The following is a 20417-nucleotide window of genomic DNA, read 5'->3' on the forward strand; positions in this document are numbered from 1 at the left end:
TTGGGTGCTCTGCTTTTTCTTGTATATATTTATCTTTGTTTTTTTTGCCTGTGTGTTTTTTTTTGTTGGGGGGGGTGGCCGGGGGGGGGCCCCCCCCCCGCCCGGATCAAGCCGCCTCGGCCAGACGCCGCGCGCGCCGCGCACGCACGGCCTCGGCCAGCGCCTCCAGCACCTGCAGCGAACTGTCCCAGCCGATGCAGCCATCGGTGATGCTCTGGCCGTACACCAGCGGCTGGCCTTCCACCAGTTCCTGGCGGCCAGCGACCAGGTGGCTTTCCACCATGACGCCCACGATGCGCTCTTCGCCTGCCGCCAGTTGTGCATTGATGTCAGCGATCACCTTCGGCTGGTTTTCGGGATTCTTGCTGCTGTTGGCGTGGCTGGCATCGATCATCAGCCGCGCCGGCAGCTGCGCCTTGGCCAGCGTCTGGCTGGCGGCATCCACGCTGGCGGCATCGAAGTTCGGCACTTTGCCGCCACGCAGGATCACGTGGCAATCCGGGTTGCCGGCCGTGGCGACAATGGCGGTATCGCCCTGCTTGGTCACCGACAGGAAGTGATGCGGGTTGGACGCGGCACCCACCGCGTCGGCGGCGATCTTGATGTTGCCGTCGGTGCCGTTCTTGAAGCCGACCGGGCACGACAGCCCGGAGGCCAGCTCGCGATGCACCTGGCTTTCGGTGGTGCGCGCGCCAATGGCGCCCCAGGCAACCAGGTCGGCGATGTACTGCGGCGAGATCACGTCCAGGAACTCCACGCCGGCGGGCAGGCCCAGCTTGTTGATGTCGCGCAGCAGGCCGCGCGCAACGCGCAGGCCCTTGTTGATCTGGAAGCTGCCATCCAGGTCCGGGTCATTGATCAGGCCCTTCCAGCCCACCGTGGTGCGCGGCTTTTCGAAGTAGACGCGCATGACGATTTCCAGCTCGCCCGCGTGGGCATCGCGCAGCGGCTTCAGGCGCTGGGCGTACTCGATTGCCGCGACCGGGTCATGGATCGAGCACGGGCCGATCACCACCGCCAGGCGGTCGTCGCGGCCATGCAGGATCTCGTGCAGTGCGGCGCGCGAGGCGCTCACGGTAGAGGAGGCTTCTTCGTCGCAGGGCAGCATCGCCAGCAGCTGCGCGGGCGGGGTCAACGGTTCAATCTTGCGGATGCGCAGGTCGTCGGTGTGGGGGGGCATGGGGGTGTCTCCTGGAAGGTGGGGGTCCCCAGCGCGGCGGCAACAAAAAAGCCGCCAGGTGCGCTGGCGGCTTTCGGGTATGCGTCTGAAGCTTTCTTCAGGGTGAGCGCATGCCTTCCTCCGCCGGTGGCTTCGGAAAGTAATACCAAAAGTAGGAATTGGCGGGACGTGCGTTCATTGGGGAGTATTGATATCACAGGGGTTGGGCAGTGCCAACTGTTTCATTCGCAACCGGGCAGAGATGTCCCGGAGTGCCGTTGGATGGGTGACTTCCGGCGCTGGTCCCGGGTGCGTCCCGCGTTAGGATCTGGGTCGAGACCCGGAGGAGTGCCGTGCATGCGCCCGTTCGTCCTGATGCTCTCCCTGTTGATGCCCACGTCGGCTGCGCTGGCGGCCGCCCCACCCCATCCGCTGCCATCCGCGCCTGCGCTGGATGCGCAGATGCAGCGTCTGATGCGGGCAACCGGTGCCCAGGGGCTGGCGTTGGCCGTGATCGATGACGGCAAGGTCGTGCAGGTGCACGCGGCCGGCAAGCGCAATGCGGCCGGCGAGCCGCTGCAGCCGGACACCATCATGTACGCCGCGTCGCTGACCAAGGCGGCGTTTGCCTACATGGTCCTGCAGTTGGTGGACGAGGGCGTGCTGGATCTGGATCGGCCCATCGCCGCCTACCTGGACCGTCCACTGCCGGACTATCCGGCCGACAAGCGCTACGCGCCCTGGCCTGACCTGAAGGACGACCCGCGCTGGCAGCAGATCACCCCGCGCATGCTGCTCAGCCATCGCAGCGGTTTCTCCAACTTCGCCTTCCTTGAACCGGAGGGAAAACTGCGGCTGCATTTCGACCCCGGCACGCGGTATGCGTACTCCGGCGAAGGCCTGATCCTGCTGCAGTTCGTGCTCGAGCAGGGGATAGGCCTGGACGTGGGCAAGGAAATGCAGCGGCGGGTATTCGATCGGCTCGGCATGACCCGGACGAGCATGACCTGGCGCCCGGACTTCGCCGGCAACCTGGCCGACGGCTGGACCCAGGACGGCAGCACCGAACCGCATGACGAGCGCAGCCGTGTGCGTGCGGCCGGTTCGATGGACACCACCATCTCCGATATCGCGCGACTTGCCGCCGCACTGGTGAGCGGTGAAGGCCTTTCGCCTGCATCGCGACGTGAGCTGGTGCGCGCGCAGTGGCCGATCACCACCGCCTCGCAGTTCCCCACGCTGCAGGACGAACTGCCGCCGGCGAAGCGGCGGGCCGACCTTGCCGCCGGGCTGGGTGTGGTGGTGTTCGACGGCCCGCAGGGCCATGGTTTCTACAAAGGCGGGCATGACGATGCGGTGGGCAACACGATGGTCTGCCTGGAGCGTGGCCAGCGCTGCGTGGTGATCCTGGGCAACGACGTGCGCGCCGAGGCCGCATTCCCCGCACTGGCGCGCTACGTGCTGGGTGAAACCGGCGCGCCGTGGAGCTGGGAATACGGCAACAAGGTGTTTGTCCCATAACGAAAGAACCCCGCCTCTCGGCGGGGTTCCTGGTGTACAGCACGACAGGATGTCGCGTGTGCGGCGACTTAGAAGTCCATGCCGCCCATGCCACCCATGCCGCCCATGCCGCCGCCGCCCATGGCCGGCTCGTCCTTCTTCGGCGCTTCAGCCACCATCGCTTCGGTGGTGATCATCAGGCCGGCGATCGAGGCAGCGTTCTGCAGGGCAGAACGGGTCACCTTGGTCGGGTCGAGGATGCCGAAGGCCAGCATGTCGCCGAACTCACCGGTGGCAGCGTTGTAGCCGTAGCTGCCGGTGCCTTCCTTGACCTTGTTGACGATCACGGACGGCTCTTCGCCGGCATTGGCCACGATTTCACGCAGCGGGGCTTCCATCGCGCGCAGGGCGATCTGGATGCCGTGGTTCTGGTCTTCGTTGGCACCCTTCAGGCCGGCCAGCGCGGTGACCGCACGGACCAGGGCAACGCCGCCGCCCGGCACCACGCCTTCTTCGACTGCCGCACGGGTGGCGTGCAGGGCGTCGTCAACGCGGTCCTTCTTTTCCTTCATTTCGATTTCGGTCGACGCGCCGACCTTGATCACAGCAACACCGCCGGCCAGCTTGGCCACGCGTTCCTGCAGCTTCTCGCGGTCGTAATCGGACGAGGTGTCTTCGATCTGGGTCTTGATGCGGGCCACGCGCGATTCCACGGCAGCCTTGTCACCCAGGCCGTCGATGATCGTGGTGTTTTCCTTGGAAACCTGCACCTTCTTGGCGCGGCCGAGGTCGTTGATGGTGGCCTTCTCCAGCGACAGGCCGATCTCCTCGGAGATCACGGTGCCGCCGGTCAGGGTGGCCATGTCTTCCAGCATCGCCTTGCGACGGTCGCCGAAGCCCGGCGCCTTGACGGCCACGACCTTGACGATGCCGCGGATGGTGTTGACCACCAGGGTGGCCAGCGCTTCGCCTTCGACTTCTTCGGCCACGATCAGCAGCGGCTTGCCGGCCTTGGCGACGCCTTCCAGCACCGGCAGCAGATCACGGACGTTGGAGATCTTCTTGTCGTGCAGCAGGATGTACGGATCGTCCAGGTCGGCGGTCTGCGCCTGCTGGTTGTTGATGAAGTACGGGGACAGGTAGCCGCGGTCGAACTGCATGCCCTTGACCACGTCCAGCTCGTTTTCCAGGCCCGAGCCTTCCTCAACGGTGATCACGCCTTCCTTGCCGACTTCACGCATCGCTTCGGCGATGATGTTGCCGATCGACTCGTCCGAGTTGGCCGAGATCGTACCGACCTGGGCAATGGCCTTGTCGTCAGCGGTGGGCTTGGAGATGTTCTTCAGCTCGGCGACGGCGGCCACTACGGCCTTGTCGATACCGCGCTTGAGGTCCATCGGGTTCATGCCGGCAGCCACGGCCTTGGCGCCTTCGCGGATCAGGGCCTGGGCGAGCACGGTGGCGGTGGTGGTGCCGTCGCCGGCGTCGTCGTTGGTACGCGAGGCGACTTCCTTCACCATCTGCGCGCCCATGTTCTCGAACTTGTCAGCCAGTTCGATTTCCTTGGCGACGGACACGCCGTCCTTGGTGATGGTCGGGGCGCCGAAGCTCTTCTCGAGCACGACGTTGCGGCCCTTCGGGCCCAGGGTGGCCTTGACGGCATTGGCGAGAACGTTGACGCCGCGCACCATGCGGGCGCGGGCGTCTTCACCGAAACGAATTTCCTTGGCAGCCATTGCGATTACCTTTTATGTGGGAGGCCGGGTATTGCCCGGCGACATTGATCTGGGCAGCGGGGCAGAGCCCCGCTCTACGGGTCAGCAGCGGGGCAACGCCCCGCGAGGCGGAATCAGCCGATGACGGCGAGGATGTCGTCTTCGCGCAGGACCTTGTATTCCACGCCTTCGCTCTTGTAGCTGCTGCCGGCGTACTGGCCGTAGATGACCTTGTCGCCGACCTTCAGCGACGGCGCACGCACGCTGCCATTGTCCAGCGGCTTGCCCGGGCCCACGGCCACGACTTCGCCCTTGGTCGACTTTTCCTTGGCCGAGTCGGGGATCACGATGCCGCCGGCGGAGACTTCGTCGGCTTCGATCGGCTTGACCACAACGCGGTCGTGAAGCGGCTTGATGTTCATGCGTGCCTCTTAAGTTGTTGATTGATTTGAAAAAGTCCGGCGATATTAGCACTCACCCCAGGTGACTGCCAGCACCGCTCGCGAAAAAACCCGCCAGTGCGGGACAGGGCAGAGATGGTGCTGTCCCCGGCCCTTTCAAGGGGGTGCCGACGATTTCTCCCAGACCGCCATTTTCTTGACGCACGTCTCAATGCGGAGTGCCGAAGACGACAAATCGATAGATGTGTCATATGGATTAGCTAGATTCGGCCGGCAAAACCCAATCACAAGGAGCCGTAGATGAGGTTGCTCACACCACTGTCCCTGGGGTGCCTGCTGGCGCTGGCCGCGGGTTCCGTCCAGGCAGACGTATTCATCAATGAACTGCACTACGACGACAGCACCCCGGCCGGGGATGTCGGCGAAGCCATCGAGGTGGTCGCCACTGGCGGAGAGGACCTGGGTACCTACCGGCTGTACCTGTACAACGGCAGCACGCCGTCGGCGGCCACGGTCTACGCAGACACCCCGGTGCCGGCCGGTAGCGCCGCCGGCTGTGGCAAGGCCAGCATCGCCACCGTCACCTACCCGACCAACGGCCTGCAGAACGGTGCCAACGACGGCATCGCACTGGTGGACGCCAGCGGCAGGGTGGTCCAGTTCATCAGCTACGAAGGCACCATCACCGCCGCCGGCGGCCCGGCCGCCGGGCTGACCAGCCAGAACATCCCGGTCAGCGAGAGCAACAGCACCGCGCCGGGCACCTCCCTGCAGCTGACCGGCAGCGGCAGCCAGTACGCCCACTTCACCTGGGCCGGATCGGCCGCGCAGACCTTCGGTGCCTGCAACGCCGGCCAGAGCTTCAGCGGCACCGGCGGCACCGGACCCAACACTCCGCCGTCGGTCACCACCACCACCCCGGAGCAGGGCGCGGCCAGCTTCCCGGCTGCCGCCGATCTGGTCGTCACCTTCAGTGAAAACGTCACCGCCAGCGCTGGTGCATTCACGCTCAGCTGCGGCCAGTCCGGCACGGTGCCGCTGACCCATGCCAACAGCGGCACCCGCTTCACCCTGTCCACCAACACCGCGCTGGTGGCCGGCGAAGCCTGCCGCTTCGATATCCGCGCCGCCCGCATCAAGGACGCGCAGGGTGCACGGCCGGCAGCGGATACCCGCATTGCCTTCACCGTGGCCAGCGGCGGTACCGGCCCCGGCCCCGACCCGGACCCGGGCAGCTACTACGCGAAGGTCAATACCTCCAGCCCCAGCCAGCTGCGCTGCTCGCTGCACGCCACCATCAAGGGCCACACCTCGTACCCGTACAGCGGCTCGGGCACCAGCACCTGGACCATCCTGGAAATCGCCGATGAGGATCCCAACAACAGCGGCCGGATCCTGGACGCATACCGCAACCGCAGCTACGCCAAGGTCAGCGACCGGGCCGGCACCGGCAGCGGGCTGACCTACAACCGCGAGCACACCTGGCCCAATTCGCTGGGTTTTGCCAGCACCACCGGCGACAAGGGCCTGCCGTACGCGCCTTATACCGATACCCACATGCTGTACCTGACCGACGCACAGTGGAACGCGGACCGTGGCAACAAGCCGTTTGCCACCTGCGACAGCAACTGCGGCGAGCGCGCCACCGAAGCCAACAACGGCACCGGTGGCGGCAGTGGCGGCTACCCGGGCAATTCCAACTGGGTGCGCACTCCCGACGGCAATGCCGGCACCTTCGAGGTCTGGGGCCATCGCAAGGGCGACATGGCGCGTGCGGTGATGTACATGGCGATCCGTTATGAGGGCGGCAAGGACGCGGCCACCGGGCAGTCCGAACCGGACCTGGAGCTGACCGACGACCGCAGCAGGATCGTGAAGACCTCGGCGTCGCCGGCCTACATGGGGCTGCTCTCGACCCTGATCGACTGGCACCTGTCCGACCCGCCGGATGCGGCAGAAAAAGCCCGCAATGAAGTGATCTACAGCTTCCAGGGCAACCGCAACCCGTTCATCGACCATCCGGAATGGGGCACGCCCGCCCTGTTCACGTCGGCCAAGCCGGCGACCTGCACGTTGGCGAACTGAGGCATCCCGAGGCCCGGCCAACGGTCGGGCGACGGGTTTTGATGCCGGCCGGTCCCGTGTGGGCCGGCCGGCATCCGCATTACAATCGGGGGTCATGTCGCGCCCCGATTCCATATTCATCCTTCTCACCACCTGCCCCGATGCGGCCACCGCCACGCGGATGGCGCACGCGCTGGTGGAAGAACGCCTGGCCGCCTGCGTGACCCGGCTGGACGGGGCGCATTCGACCTACCGCTGGCATGGCGAGGTCACCGAGGACCATGAGGTCCAACTGCTGATCAAGACCACCGGCAGCCGTCTGGATGCGGCCATCGCGCGCGTGCAGGCGCTGCACCCGTATGAACTCCCGGAGTGCATCGCGGTCGAAACCCGCGCCGGCCTGCCGGCGTATCTGGATTGGATCCGGGCGCAGACCCGAGAGGAAACTGATTGATGCCGCTGCTTCGTCGTGTTGCCGCGCTGTGCGCGCTGTTCGTGGTTTCCCTGCCGGCGCTCGCCGTCAGCGAGAAAGACCTGCTGCCGGTGGATGAAGCCTTCGGGCTGAGCGCCCAGGCGCGCGACCGCGACCGTATCGAGGTCAGCTGGAAGATCGCACCGGGCTATTACCTTTACCGGCACCGCACCACGGTCAAGAGCGACGCAGGTTTCAGTGCCGGGGCGCTGCAGATGCCGGCCGGCAAGAAACACCACGACGACTTCTTCGGCGAGGTGGAAACCTACCGCGAACGACTGACTGCCGTGCTGCCGGGCAAGGCGGCCGACGGGGCTGAGACGGTGACGCTGGAAGTGCGCTACCAGGGGTGCGCCGACGCCGGGGTGTGCTACCCGCCGCAGATGCGCAGCATGCAGGTCACGCTGCCGGGCGGCAGCGCACGCGCTGACAGCACCGCGGCCCCGACCCTGGGCGGCGGCGCCACGTCGCCGTTCAACACCCCGCTGGCCGGCGGCAACGCCACCGGTGGCCTGCGCCTGCCCGGCGTCGCCAGCGCCCAGTCGCTGCCGCTGCCATCCGAACGCGCGTTCGGCTTCGAAGCGATCGTGGGCGATGGCAACACCGTGCTGCTGCGTTTCAGCCCGGCGCCCGGCTACTACCTGTATCGCGACCGCACCTCGCTGACCCTGGAAGGCGCCCGTGGCATCCGCGCGGACAAGCCGCTGTGGCCCGCCGCAAGGTCGCACCGCGACGAACACTTCGGCGATGTATCGGTGTATTTCGATCAGGTCGATGTGAAGCTGCCGCTGCGCCGCAGCGTTGCCGATGCCGCTGATGCCACCCTGGTGATCACTTTCCAGGGCTGCCAGACCGATGGCATCTGCTACCCGCCCATGACCCGGCGGGTGAAGCTGGCGCTGCCTGCCGGCAAGGTCAACGCCAGCGCCGGTGAAGAGGCACGCCGCAGCGAAGTGATCACACCGCTGGTAACGCGCGAGAAGCGCGCGCAGGCACGTGAGACCGGCGGCATTGCGACCCAGCCGATGCTGATCCGCCCGAACGAGCCGGCCCTGGCGCTTCCCGCCAGCGGGACGCCCGACGCCAGCGCCGACAATGACCAGCGCACGCGTCCGCCGGGTGCCAGCGACAGTGCCACGCCGATCACCCTCATCACTGCGCTGCTGCTGGCGTTGGCCGGCGGCCTGATCCTCAACCTGATGCCGTGCGTGCTGCCGATCCTCTCGCTGAAGGTGCTGGGCGTGGCGCAGAGTGGCGAAAGCCGCCAGCGCGCGCGCAGCCATGCACTCTGGTACACCGCCGGCGTGCTGGTGGCATTCGCCGCGATCGGCGCGCTGGTGCTGGCCCTGCGCGCCGCCGGGCAGGCAGCGGGATGGGGCTTCCAACTGCAGCACCCGTGGTTCATCGCCGCGCTGGTGTACCTGATGTTCACCGTGGGCCTGAGCCTGTCCGGGGTGTTCACCCTGGGCGGCAGCCTGGGCGGCGTGGGCCAGTCGCTGGCCTCGCGCAGCGGGCCGATGGGCGACTTCTTCACCGGCGTACTCGCCTGCGTGGTGGCCAGCCCCTGCGTGGCACCATTCATGGGCGCGCCGCTGGCCTATGCCTTCACCGCGCCGGCGGTGCCGGCAATGCTGGTGTTCCTCATGCTGGGCCTCGGCCTGGCGCTGCCGTTCCTGCTGATCGGTTTTGTGCCCTCGCTGGCCAAGCGCCTGCCGCGCCCGGGCGCGTGGATGGAGACCCTGAAGCAGGTACTGGCCTTCCCGATGTATGCCACCGCGCTGTGGCTGCTGTGGGTGCTGGGCAAGCAGCGTGGCGTGGATGCGATGGCGCTGGTGCTGGCCGGGCTGGTGGTGCTGGGCCTGGCGTTGTGGTGGTTCGAGCGCAGCCGCTGGCGCAGCCAGCGCGTCGGTGCCGCACTGGCGCTGGTGCTGCTGCTGGGCGCGCTGGTGCCGGTATGGGGGGTGACACGGATCGACGCACCGGCCAGGGCCGCGCTGGCCGCTGCCGACAACGTGGTGGCCTATTCGCCGCAGATGCTCGACCGGCTCCGCCAGGACAACCGCGTGGTGTTCGTCAACATGACCGCGGACTGGTGTGTGACCTGCAAGGCCAACGAGCGGGCGGTGCTGGGCACCCATGGCTTCGAGGAAACGCTGCGCCGTACCAACGCGGTGTACATGCGGGGTGACTACACCAACGTGGACCCGGAAATCACCGCGTTCCTGGAAGAGCACAAGGCGGTCGGCGTGCCGCTGTACGTGGTGTACGGCCCCGGCGCACCGCCGACCGTGCTGCCCACCGTGCTGACCCAGGCGCTGGTGGAAGAAGCGCTGCTGCGCACCGCGCGATGAGCACCCCGCCGGTCCGCACATCGTTGAGGGTGGTGGCGGTGCTGGCTGCGGTGCTGGGACTGGGCACCGGTGTGTACTACGTCGGGCGCGTGCCGCAGCACTCCGGGTCTGCTGTCGTGGATCGGCCGGCCGCCATGCCGGCCCAACCCGGCGATCCGATGCCGGCAATCACCCTGCCGGATGTGGAGGGCAAGCCCGTGGACTTCGCCCGCTTCGGTGGCCGCCCGCTGTTGATCAACGTGTGGGCCAGCTGGTGCGGCCCATGCGTGGAAGAGATGCCCATGCTGGCCGCGTTTGCCGCTGCGCAGGCGGCCGATGGCGTGCAGGTGGTGGGGTTGGCCATCGATACACCGGACGGCGTACGCGATTTTCTTGACCGCGTGCCGGTGACCTATCCGATCGTGATCGAGCAGCCTGCGCCGGATGACGCCAGCGTGCGCTTGGGCAACGCGCAGGGTCTGCTGCCCTACACGGTGCTGGTGGATGCGGACGGGAAGATCGTCAAGCAGAAGCTGGGGCCGTTCGCGGAGGGGGAAGTCGAACGGTGGGTGGACAGTACCGACCAACGGTCGGTATCCACCGCCGGAGCGCCGGCGACTGCGCGGTAGCTGCCTGCCGCTGGTGGGCACGGATGCCCGGTCAGGCGAAGAACCGCCGCAGGTACGCAGCCGTCTTACCGTCTTTCGAGCGGCTCACCTGCTCCGGCGTTCCCGTCGCCACGATCTTCCCACCCTGCTCGCCCGCGCCAGGCCCGACATCGATCACCCAGTCGGCGTCGGCCACCACGCGCAGGTCGTGCTCGACCACCACCACCGTGTTGCCCGCGTCCACCAACCCGTGCAGCTGCGCCATCAGCTTGTCCACGTCGGCCGGGTGCAGGCCCGTGGTGGGCTCGTCGAGCACGTACAGGCTGTTGCCGTGCTGGCTGCGCTGCAGCTCGGTAGCCAGCTTGATCCGCTGTGCCTCGCCACCGGACAGCTCCGTGGCCGGCTGGCCAAGGCGCAGGTAGCCCAGCCCGATATCGCGCAGCAGCTGCAACGGGCGCTGCACCACAATTTCCTCGGCAAAGAACGCCAGCGCCTCCTCCACCGTCATCGCCAGCACCTGCGCGATGTTACGGCCGTTCCACTCCACCTCAAGCGTCTTGGCGTTGTAACGCTGGCCATGGCAGGTCGGGCATGGCGCATACACGCTGGGCATGAACAGCAGCTCCACGTGCACGAAGCCTTCGCCTTCGCAGGTTTCGCAGCGGCCCTGCGCCACATTGAAGGAAAAACGGCTGGCGCTGTAGCGCCGCGCCTTGGCCATGCGGGTGCCGGCAAACAGCTTGCGCACGTGGTCGAACAGGCCGGTGTAGGTGGCCAGGTTGGAACGCGGCGTGCGCCCGATCGGCTTCTGGTCCACGTTCACCAGGCGTTTGATTGCCGTGTGTCCGGCATGCAGGCGGCCGCGGGCGCGTTCGATCCGGCTCGGTTGCGGCAGCTCGTCATCCACCTCGGCTGCGGCGGGTTCATGGCCAAGTTGCTCGCCCACCAGTTCCACCAGCGCCTGGCTGACCAGGCTGGACTTGCCCGAGCCGGAGACGCCGGTAACCGCGCAGAACGTGCCCAGCGGGAAGCGTGCGTCCAGTCCGTGCAGGTTGTTGCGGTGGATGCCGCGCAGTTCCATCCAGCCGGCGGGCGTGCGCGGGGTGCGGGTGGCACGGTCATGGTCGCCGAACAGGTAGGGCGCGGTTGCGGAGGCTGCAACGCCGCGCAGACCTTGTGGTTGCCCGCTGTACAGCACCTGCCCACCGTGTTGGCCCGCCCCGGGACCGACATCCACCAGCCAGTCTGCGCGACGCAGCATCTCCAGGTCATGTTCGACCACGAACAGCGTGTTGCCGCCGGCCTTGAGCTGGTCCAGCGCAGCGTACAGGGCTTCACCATCGGCTGGATGCAGGCCGGCAGTAGGCTCGTCCAGCACGTACACCACGCCAAACAGGCTGGAGCGGATCTGGGTGGCCAGGCGCAGCCGCTGCAGCTCACCCGGTGACAGCGTCGGCGTGGCGCGGTCCATCGACAGGTAACCCAGGCCCAGCGACTGGAGCGTACCGATGCGCTCCACCAGATCGTGCGCGATGCGCTGGGCCGCGATGCGTTTCTCCTCGGAGAGGTCCGGGGTGCGGCGCACGTCACTGCTCCCCCCGTGCAGCAGCCCGCCCTTGGCCACGCGCTGCTGTTCGGCCCTGCGCCCGGCGGCACGGCTGCGCGCCGCAGCCTTGGCGGGCGCGTCGAAACGACCCTCTGCAGCTGGACGCAATGCGTCGGCCATGGCTGACAGCGACAGCCGGGAGAGTGCCCCAATGTCCATGCCGGCAAAGGTCACCGACAACGCCGCACGCTTGAGACGCTTGCCGTCGCAGACCGGACATACCGTGCCGACCATGTAGCGCGCAACGCGCTTCTTCATCATGGCGCTCTGGGTGGTGGCGAACGTGTGCAGTACATAGCGCCGCGCGCCACTGAAGGTACCCATGTAACTGGGCTCTTCCTTGCGGCGCAGTGCGGCGCGGGTCTCGCCCGGGGTGAAGCCGGCATATACCGGGACGACCGGCTGCTCCTCGGTGAACAGAATCCAGTCGCGCTGCTTCTTCGGCAGGTCGCGCCACGGAACATCCACGTCGTAGCCCAGCGTCACCAGGATGTCGCGCTGGTTCTGTCCGTGCCAGGCCGGCGGCCACGCGGCGATCGCGCGCTCGCGGATGGACAGCGAGGGGTCGGGCACCATCGACTGCTCGGTGACTTCATACACGTAACCCAAGCCGTGGCAGTTCGGGCAGGCACCCTGCGGCGTGTTCGGCGAGAAGTCCTCTGCGTACAGCATCGGCTGTTTGGCCGGATAGGTTCCAGCGCGCGAGTAAAGCATGCGCAGCAGGCTTGACAGGGTGGTCACGCTGCCCACGCTTGAGCGCACGCTTGCCGTGCCGCGTTGCTGCTGCAGTGCCACCGCCGGCGGAAGGCCATCGATGGCGTCCACGTCGGGTACGCCGACCTGGTCGATCAGGCGGCGCGCATAGGGCGACAACGACTCCAGATACCGGCGCTGCGCCTCGGCATACAGCGTGCCGAATGCCAGCGAGGACTTCCCGGAACCCGAGATGCCGGAGAATACGACCAGGGCGTCTCGCGGAATGTCCACGTCCACGTTCTTGAGGTTGTGTTCGCGCGCTCCCCGCACGCGGACAAACGCATCACCCGTCAGGGCGGGCGACGCTGCTTTTCGACGTATGTTCATGCCCGAAGCATACCCCCGGCAGCGCCGCCCGTTGGGCGGCCCATGTACACGCTGCAATCACGAATCCCTCACGCAACCGCCGGACTTGCGGGACGCACCACGGCAGGGCGTGCCAACACGAATGCCGCCACCGCTTCGGACAGCAGCGACGCCTGTCGCTGCATTGCCTGCGCCGCCGCCGAAGCCTCCTCCACCATCGCTGCGTTCTGCTGCGTGCTGCCGTCCATCTGCAACAGGGTCCTGCCTACCTGCTCGATGCCCATGCTCTGCTGCTGCGACGCAGCCGAGATGCTGGCGGTTATCGCAGTGACCTGCTCCACGCTGCTGACGATGCGGCGCATGGTAGCCCCCGCTTCGCCAACCTGGCGGCTACCGGCGTTGACCGTCTCCACAGACGACTCGATCAGTCGCTTGATCTGGCGGGCGGCATCGGCGCTGCGCTGGGCCAGCAGGCGCACTTCGCCCGCGACCACTGCGAAGCTGCGGCCCTGTTCGCCCGCCCGCGCGGCTTCGACGGCAGCATTGAGCGCGAGGATGTTGGTCTGGAACGCGATCCCATCGATCACCCCGGTGATGTCGCCGATGTGCCGGGATGACTCGGCGATGTCGCGCATCGTGGTCACCACCTGCGCCACGGCCGCACCGCCCTGCCCCGCGATCGCAGCAGCGTCAACGGCCAACTGGTTGGCCTGCTGCGCCGATTGCGCGTTCTCGCGCACCGTGGCGGTGAGCTCCTCCATGGACGATGCGGTTTCTTCAAGATGCGCCGCCTGGCGCTCCGTCCGCTCGGCCAGGTCACGGTTGCCGGCCACGATCTCGCCGGCCGCGCCATTGATTGCGGAAGTGGCATGCTGGATTCGGGCCACGATATCGGACAGCTGTGCCACGCTGGCGTTGGCATCATCGCGCATCTGCGCGAACACGCCTTGATGGTCGCCCTGCATGCGGACGGCCAGGTCTCCGTGCGCCAGCCCTGAAAGCAGCGCCTGCAGCTCGGCGAGGTTGCCCTGGAAGCTGTCAAGCAGGCGATTGATGCTGACCGCCAGGGTCAGCACGAAGCCCTGCTTGTCGTTCACTCGGATGCGGGCCTGCAGCTGGCCCTGCGCGGCGGCATCCACCAGCGCGGCCACTTCGTTCTCCACCGTGGCTTCCAGCGCGCGGCTGCGCCATTCCACCGCTGCGCCCAATAGCTGATCGTGGTCGAGGATGGGGTTGAATGCCAGTTGATAACGGATTCCATCCTGTTCGATCTCGTGCGTGCCTGCGTGGCCGCACTGCAGCTGCGCCGCAACGCCCGAAAACACCGGATGCAGCAGCTGCGCCGGGCGTCCCTGCCACTGCCCGGGCGTGCAGCCGAGCGCGCTGCACAGCGCCTGGTTGATGAAACCGATGCGTCCGTCAGGCTCAAGCACCATCAATCCGGTCTGGGCACTGTCCAGCGCCTGTCGCGCACGGGTGTTGTCGCGCGCTGCCGCCCGCTCGGCCTCGATCCGCCCGCGCAGACGTTCGCGCATGTGCAGCAGGCGCTGGGCCAGCGTGCCGAATTCATCGTGCGAGTTATGCACGACCAGCACCGTATCCAGCCGGTCCTCGGCAATGTCTTCGGCGAAACGCAGTGTGTTGGCGATCGGGCGCTGTACCGCCTGCAGGGTCAGCAGCAGCGTGGCGATGAGCAATGCAGTCACCAGCAGCAGCGTGACCGCGAACACCACCGTCATCGCCCTGGCCTGTACCTGCAGGCGCCCACGCGCGCCGTCCAGCGCTCTTGCCTGCGCACGTTGCACCTGATCGAGCGACGGGGCGATCTGGGCAGCGGTGTCGGCCAGCGACTGTGCTTCCACGTCCAGCCCGACTCGAGCGGCGGTGTAACTGAGCAGTGCGCCCTGGTAGGCATCCATGCCGGCGCGAAGTGCGTCCTGCGCGGCTGCCGGCACCCCCGGCGCTGCCAGCGCCAGCTCGAACGGCAGCTTGGCTTCACTGGCACGGTCGGCGTGGGTGGAATCGCCGGTGAGCAGGAGCAGTGCCTCCTGTCGGCGGATCGCCTGCCACTGCGCGTCAAGCGCGGAACGTTGCAAAGGGCCCAACGCGGCCTCCATCCTGGTGGCCGAGGCCTCCAGCTGCGCGCGCAGCCCGGCTTCACCCCGGCCCATCTCATCCGCACGTGCATTCAGCGCGTTGATGCCCTCGGCAAATTCACCGATGCGGTTGGCCAATGCACTCAGGGAAGCCCCATTGCCGTTGGCGACAGCGGCGCGCTGCAGGGCCTCCAGCGACACCTGAAGGCGCTGGCGTGCCCGCTGCAGCGCCTCGCGGTCGGCATCGTTGAAGCTCGCCGCGTAGCGGGTCTGCAGGCGACGGGCATCGGCCACCTGCGTACCGAGTGCCGCCATGAGGCTCGTCGCCTGCTGGTGCATGGCGAAGGTGTCCGCCGCCCGCTCGCTGTTGTACCGTGTCCACGCGTACACCACGGCCACCAGCAGCAGGCCGGATGCACAGGCAACCAGACTGATCTTCAGCTTGCGCGCGACGCTGAGCCGGCGCAGGGGTTCAGCCCGGCGGGCAAGGGACGACAGCACACGGCGGGGGACGGCCAACATGACGCACTCCAGGCAGAAGGACGCCTCGATATCGGCTGCATCCGCCCGGGCTTTAGGGCCGGATCAGACAGCATCCCGCCCCGCCCTTGCATTGCGTACGTTGTAGTCGGCATTGAAGACGGCACGATGACGGTCGGGCTGTGCGGGAGGGCGCGCGTCCCGTGGACGACATCGCGACATGAGGGTCTGCTCCAGCCGGTAAAGCGCCGCTCAGGGTGCGGCGGCAGGCACCACGCACACCACGTGGGTGATGCCGTTGCGGAACATCTTTGCGTAGGGGCAGACACGTTCGGTGTTGCGCACCAGTTCGGCGGCCACGGCGGGCTCCAGCCCAGGCAGGAAGGCTTCCACCTCGGCCGACAGCAGGTACAGGCCGTCGATCGGATCACGCGAGAAGGTCACCGCCACCTCGATGCAGGCATCCGCCAACGCCAGTCCGGCACGGCTGGCCAGCAGGTTCATCGCGCCGTGGAAGCAGGCCGCGTAGCCGGCCGCCAGCAGCTGCTCGGGGTTGCTGCCACCGCCGGGTCCCCCCAGCGACAGCGGCAGGCGCAGCTCCAGCGCCAAGGCTCCATCGTCGGAGAGGATCACACCCGAAGCACGCCCGTGACCGGTCTCGCCGCCGGTTACGCGCACCCGTCCGGTGTAAAGCGGCCGCACCTCATCCCCTCGGTATCTGTCGAGAACGGCAGGCGGCGGCGGCTTCAGGTCGGACATGGCGTATCCACGCAGTACAGGCAGGTGGGCAATCAGTTGCTGCGGCTCAGCCCTGACTGCTGCAGCCAGGCGTCGAAGCCCTGGCGGCCCAGCCAGGCCTGGCCGACCGGCACCAGCGTGTCGTCCTGCAGCTGCGCACCGAAGTAAGGTGCCTGCGCGTCGCCCACCACGTGGCGGGGGTCGTGGGTTCGATCCAGGAAGCGCTGCGCCAGCTCATCCATCCGGGTGCGCTCGGGACCGGCGATTTCCACCACGCCATTGATGGCCGGCTGCAGCGCTATGCTGGCGACCGCGTCGGCCACATCCTCGGCAGCAATCGGTTGAACCAGTGCGGTGGGCAGATGCAGCGCTTCGCCGGCAGATTGAATGATGCCGGGCAGGAATTCGAAGAACTGGGTGGAATGGATGATCGTGTAGGCGATGCCGGCGTCGCGGATCAGCCTCTCCTGCGCGATCTTGCCGCGGAAGTAGCCACTGGCCGCCAGCTTGTCCGTGCCCACTACCGAAAGCGCCACATGATGACGCACGCCAGCCCTGCTTTCAGCAGCCAGGATGTTGCGCCCGGCGGTCTGGAAGAAGTCCAGCACCGCCGCATCCTCGAACGACGGCGAGTTGGCCAGGTCGATGACCACGTCGGTGCCGGCCATGGCCGCGTCCAGGCCGTCGCCGCTGACGATGTCGATGCCGGTGGACGGTGCCGCGATGACAATGTCGTGGCCAGCCGCGCGCAGCCGGTCGACGACCTTGCTGCCAATGCGGCCGGTGCCGCCGATGATCAGGATTTTCATGTTCTTGCTCCAGGGGGGCGAAGGAGCCCCGGTCGCCGGGGCATGTGGCGATGCTAGGGAGGCGGCCACGGCAGCAGTAGGTCCGCCCGCGGACCCGCACTGTTGCCTCTCAGGCACCAATTGCGTTCACCGCCACGCACCCGCGTCGATGTCGCGCGCCGGCGCGCCGGCCTGCTGCACGCTCTCCCAATGGGTCACCACATCCAGATCCAGCGCGCGCACCTCGCTGGTGATGAAGTCGATGAACGCTCGGATGCGCTTGGGCAGCTGACGGCGGCTGAGGTAGCACAGGTAGTGCCCGCGATCGTCGGCGGCGTGCTGGTCCAGGCAGCTGAGCGCCAGCCCGGCATCCAGCGCGTGGCGCACCTGGTAGTTCGGCAGCTGGGCCAGGCCCTGTCCCTGCAGCACCGCCTGCAGAACGAGCTCGGCGTCGTTGAACACCAGCGCCGACGCCGGTTCCACGCTGAGCGGCCGCCCTTCCACACGGAACTCCCATGGCTGCAGCCGCCCATTGGCCTGGCGTTGGCTGATGCAGGCGTGCGCGGACAGTTCACTCACGGTGGTCGGCAGGCCGTGCCGGGCCGCATAGTCCGGTGCGGCGCAGACCAGCAGCTGCATCGGGATCAGGTGCTTGGCAATGACCTCGCTGTCTTCCAGCACGCCGTCGCGGAAGGCCACATCGATCCGGTCAGCGGCCAGGTCCAGCGGGCGCTCCTCCAGTTGCAGCTCGAGCGTGACATCAGGGAAATGCGCGCGAAAAGCCGACAGCAGCGGCGCAATCACCTTGCGCCCGAACCCAGGTGTGGCACTCACCCGCAGGTGCCCGCGTGGCGGCCCATCGCGCAGGTCACGCATTTCCTCCAGCGCCTGCAGGATGCGATCCACGCCTGGTCGGCAGCCGTCGTGGAACAACTCGCCTTCGCGGGTGAGCGAGGTTGAACGGGTGGTGCGCAGGAACAGCCGCACGCCCAACTGGCCTTCCAGCTTCTGCACGCTGCGGCTGACCGCAGAGCGGCCAATGCCGAGCCGGTCAGCCGCGCGCGAGAAGCTGCCTTCATGGGCAACGGCAATGAAGGCCATCACCCCGGCGTAGCTGGCCGAGAATCCGGTGGTGAGTGGGTCGACACCGTCATCTACGGTGCCCGGGTCAGTCAAGGACATGCGGGCGGCGCTCCAAGGTGGCGCGCATGCGCGCGCAGGCAGGCATGAGCCGCTTCCAGCCGTTGCCTGCACTGGGCAGCAGGCAAGCCCAGCAACGGCATGAGCTCTTCGAGCGGGGCGCCGGCCACGTCATGCAACAACAGCAGCAGGCGGGCATCGGCAGGCAGCTCGGCCAGCGCAGACAGGAACGTGATCCACACCTGTTCGGCGGGAAGGGGCAGGCCTGCGGCATCGGCAATGAATGAGGTGCTCATGCAAGGCAGACGGGCCAGCGCACTGCGCTGTGACAGCCCCCATCGTCGGGATTGGTGCACAGCGCTCAACACCGTGCGTCCGCGTTGCCGGCTACCGCCACGATGGCCAGGCACCTAGCCTGCAGCGTCGACTCCCTCCTTCCCACTGCCAGGATCACCACCATGACCGCAAGGCGATTCCCCGTTCGCCCGGATGGCGGCGCACCGCCGCAGGCCGCCTCCGTGCGCCCGAGGCCATGGCAGCTGCACCGAGCGCGTCGGCATTGCTGCGGCCGTACTGAGTCGACGTAGCGTGGCCGAGGGGGGCAGCCTCCTGCTCAAGGCACTGTCCTTGCGCCGCGCGCTCGTGTTGAATGCCGCCATGGATACCTCACTCGACCACTTTACCCAGCTGCGCCCACGCGTCCTCGGCGTGGCCTACCGCATGCTGGGCTCCATGGCCGAGGCCGAAGATGTCGCACAGGAGGTGTGGCTGCGCTGGAACGGCACTGACCGCGACGCCATCGAGAACCTCGAAGCCTGGCTGGTCGCGACCACCACCCGTATCGCCATCGACGAGCTGCGCATGGCGCGCCGCACGCGCGAACACTATGTTGGCATCTGGCTGCCCGAGCCGGTTCTTACCGACGTTGCCAGCACGCCGGAGTTCCTGCACGAAGCGGCCAGCGATCTGTCCGTTGCCTTCCTTGCAGTACTGGAGCGGCTGGCGCCGGAGGCACGTGCCGCATTCCTGCTGCACGATGTGTTCGACCGCGATTATCCGGAGATCGCCCGCATCCTCGACAGGAGCGAAGCGGCCTGCCGGCAGATCGTGCACCGTGCGCGTGCGCGCCTGCGCGAGGAACGCCCACTGCACGCGGTACCGCACCGTACCCACCAGCAACTGCTGCAGGCCTTCACCGCTGCGCTGGACAAGGGCGACCTGAAAGCGATGATCGCGTTGCTGGATTCCTCCGCGCAGCTGATCGGCGACGGTGGCGGCGTGGTCAACAGCTTCCCAAGGCCGCTGCTTGGTGGCACGCGCATCGCCCGGCTGCTGTTCGCGCCGACCCTGCGGCACCGCGCCGCGCTGCGCATGCTGCCGGCGTTCTTCAACGGCCGGATGGGACTGCTGCGGTTCTTCGGCGATCAGCTGGAGGCGGCGATGTCGTTCGAGACCGATGGCGAGCGCATCACGCAGGTGCTGGTGCAGCGCAACCCTTGCAAGCTGGTACGCATTGTCGCCCAGCAGACTGCGCCACTGTGCTGACGTGCGCCATCGCGGGGCTTGATGCCATCACGACGGGACCCCGGGCATGGTGCAGGTGTCACTGCCGGAACCTGCCATGCCCGTAGCCAGCACCGCCCCCGTCCTGCTGCCACCATCGCGGTGGCGTACGCTGCCGCGCAGCTTCTATCGTCGCCACCCCACCGAGGTGGCACCGGAGCTGCTCAACAAGCTGCTGGTCCGCGACGATGGCCGCGCCGGCCGCATCGTTGAGGTGGAAGCCTATGCCGGCGAGCAGGATCCGGCCGCACATTCCTTCCGGGGCATGACCGCACGCACGGCCAGCATGTTCGGCGAATGCGGCCATCTGTATGTGTACTTCACCTACGGCATGCATTGGGGCAGCAACGCCGTATGCGGTGAGGCCGGCCAGGGCTGGGGCGTTCTGCTGCGGGCGCTGGAACCGGTGCGCGGCGTGGCCCTGATCCGCGATGCGCGGCCGGCCATCCGCCGCGACCGCGAGCTGGCCAGTGGGCCAGGACGCCTGTCACAGGCAATGGGCATCGACAAGGCGCTGGATGGCGCTGACCTCGTCAGGAACGACCGCGGCATCCGGATCGTGTCCGATGGTATGCCGCCACCGGAGGATCCGGTGGTGGGTCCCCGCATCGGCATCAGCCGCGCCGTGGAGTTCCCATGGCGCTGGCATGTGCGCGGGCATGCGCACGTGTCCGGCCGGCGGTCGAAGGCGTAAC

The 20417-nt window shown here is 67.5% G+C and carries 16 protein-coding genes; 7 read left to right on the plus strand and 9 right to left on the minus strand.

The window, feature by feature from the left end; genetic code table 11:
• Window positions 1–106: 106 nt before the first annotated feature.
• Window positions 107–1180: a 3-deoxy-7-phosphoheptulonate synthase gene (locus ACGFZ3_RS07825; protein WP_392918771.1), complete on the minus strand. Its 1074-nt coding sequence runs from the start codon at window positions 1178–1180 to the stop codon at window positions 107–109.
• A gap of 336 nt (window positions 1181–1516) precedes the next feature.
• Here ACGFZ3_RS07825 and ACGFZ3_RS07830 point away from each other — a divergent pair, with 336 nt between their 5' ends.
• The gene (locus ACGFZ3_RS07830; RefSeq protein ID WP_392918774.1) at window positions 1517–2680 is read left to right on the plus strand and encodes a serine hydrolase domain-containing protein; all 1164 of its coding nucleotides are present in this window, start codon (window positions 1517–1519) and stop codon (window positions 2678–2680) included.
• A gap of 68 nt (window positions 2681–2748) precedes the next feature.
• Here the strand turns inward: ACGFZ3_RS07830 and groL are convergent, their stop codons facing one another.
• Window positions 2749–4395, minus strand: coding sequence for a chaperonin GroEL (gene groL / locus ACGFZ3_RS07835; RefSeq protein WP_392918777.1), 1647 nt, complete (start codon window positions 4393–4395; stop codon window positions 2749–2751).
• 113 nt (window positions 4396–4508) lie between these two features.
• The gene (locus tag ACGFZ3_RS07840) at window positions 4509–4796 is read right to left on the minus strand and encodes a co-chaperone GroES (protein ID WP_282247807.1); all 288 of its coding nucleotides are present in this window, start codon (window positions 4794–4796) and stop codon (window positions 4509–4511) included.
• 279 nt (window positions 4797–5075) lie between these two features.
• On the opposite strand from ACGFZ3_RS07840, the gene ACGFZ3_RS07845 reads away from it, so the two are divergent.
• From ACGFZ3_RS07845 to ACGFZ3_RS07860, 4 genes are all read left to right on the plus strand, one after another.
• Entirely contained in the window at window positions 5076–6860 is a 1785-nt protein-coding gene (locus ACGFZ3_RS07845) for an endonuclease (protein WP_392918782.1), read from the plus strand.
• Between the two features lie 94 nt (window positions 6861–6954).
• Window positions 6955–7293 carry a divalent-cation tolerance protein CutA gene (gene cutA / locus ACGFZ3_RS07850; protein ID WP_392918785.1) on the plus strand — a complete coding sequence of 113 codons (339 nt, stop codon included), beginning with the start codon at window positions 6955–6957 and terminating at the stop codon, window positions 7291–7293.
• Entirely contained in the window at window positions 7293–9662 is a 2370-nt protein-coding gene (locus ACGFZ3_RS07855) for a protein-disulfide reductase DsbD domain-containing protein (protein WP_392918787.1), read from the plus strand. Before cutA ends, ACGFZ3_RS07855 begins: the two co-directional genes overlap by 1 nt.
• Window positions 9659–10270: a TlpA family protein disulfide reductase gene (locus ACGFZ3_RS07860; protein WP_392918790.1), complete on the plus strand. Its 612-nt coding sequence runs from the start codon at window positions 9659–9661 to the stop codon at window positions 10268–10270. Before ACGFZ3_RS07855 ends, ACGFZ3_RS07860 begins: the two co-directional genes overlap by 4 nt.
• A gap of 31 nt (window positions 10271–10301) precedes the next feature.
• Here the strand turns inward: ACGFZ3_RS07860 and ACGFZ3_RS07865 are convergent, their stop codons facing one another.
• The 6 genes from ACGFZ3_RS07865 to ACGFZ3_RS07890 form a co-directional block, all read right to left on the minus strand.
• Entirely contained in the window at window positions 10302–12938 is a 2637-nt protein-coding gene (locus tag ACGFZ3_RS07865; protein WP_392918793.1) for an excinuclease ABC subunit A, read from the minus strand.
• A gap of 68 nt (window positions 12939–13006) precedes the next feature.
• Complete coding sequence (locus ACGFZ3_RS07870; RefSeq protein WP_392918796.1) at window positions 13007–15535, minus strand: methyl-accepting chemotaxis protein; 2529 nt, start codon at window positions 15533–15535, stop codon at window positions 13007–13009.
• A gap of 210 nt (window positions 15536–15745) precedes the next feature.
• Complete coding sequence (locus ACGFZ3_RS07875; protein ID WP_392918799.1) at window positions 15746–16252, minus strand: Ohr family peroxiredoxin; 507 nt, start codon at window positions 16250–16252, stop codon at window positions 15746–15748.
• A 32-nt stretch (window positions 16253–16284) separates the two neighbouring features.
• The gene (locus tag ACGFZ3_RS07880) at window positions 16285–17040 is read right to left on the minus strand and encodes an SDR family oxidoreductase (RefSeq protein ID WP_392918801.1); all 756 of its coding nucleotides are present in this window, start codon (window positions 17038–17040) and stop codon (window positions 16285–16287) included.
• A gap of 126 nt (window positions 17041–17166) precedes the next feature.
• Window positions 17167–18201 carry a LysR family transcriptional regulator gene (locus ACGFZ3_RS07885; protein ID WP_392918804.1) on the minus strand — a complete coding sequence of 345 codons (1035 nt, stop codon included), beginning with the start codon at window positions 18199–18201 and terminating at the stop codon, window positions 17167–17169.
• On the minus strand, window positions 18192–18455 hold the full coding sequence (locus ACGFZ3_RS07890) for a transcriptional regulator (protein ID WP_392918807.1): 264 nt from the start codon (window positions 18453–18455) through the stop codon (window positions 18192–18194). Before ACGFZ3_RS07890 ends, ACGFZ3_RS07885 begins: the two co-directional genes overlap by 10 nt.
• A gap of 361 nt (window positions 18456–18816) precedes the next feature.
• Between ACGFZ3_RS07890 and ACGFZ3_RS07895 the strand changes: the two genes are divergently transcribed.
• Together ACGFZ3_RS07895 and ACGFZ3_RS07900 are read left to right on the plus strand one after the other, a co-directional pair.
• Window positions 18817–19704 carry an RNA polymerase sigma-70 factor gene (locus ACGFZ3_RS07895; protein WP_392918810.1) on the plus strand — a complete coding sequence of 296 codons (888 nt, stop codon included), beginning with the start codon at window positions 18817–18819 and terminating at the stop codon, window positions 19702–19704.
• A 76-nt stretch (window positions 19705–19780) separates the two neighbouring features.
• Window positions 19781–20416 carry a DNA-3-methyladenine glycosylase gene (locus ACGFZ3_RS07900; RefSeq protein ID WP_392918812.1) on the plus strand — a complete coding sequence of 212 codons (636 nt, stop codon included), beginning with the start codon at window positions 19781–19783 and terminating at the stop codon, window positions 20414–20416.
• Window position 20417: the final 1 nt, after the last annotated feature.

It is taken from the genome of Stenotrophomonas sp. NPDC047960 (assembly GCF_043204395.1).
Lineage (GTDB): Bacteria > Pseudomonadota > Gammaproteobacteria > Xanthomonadales > Xanthomonadaceae > Stenotrophomonas.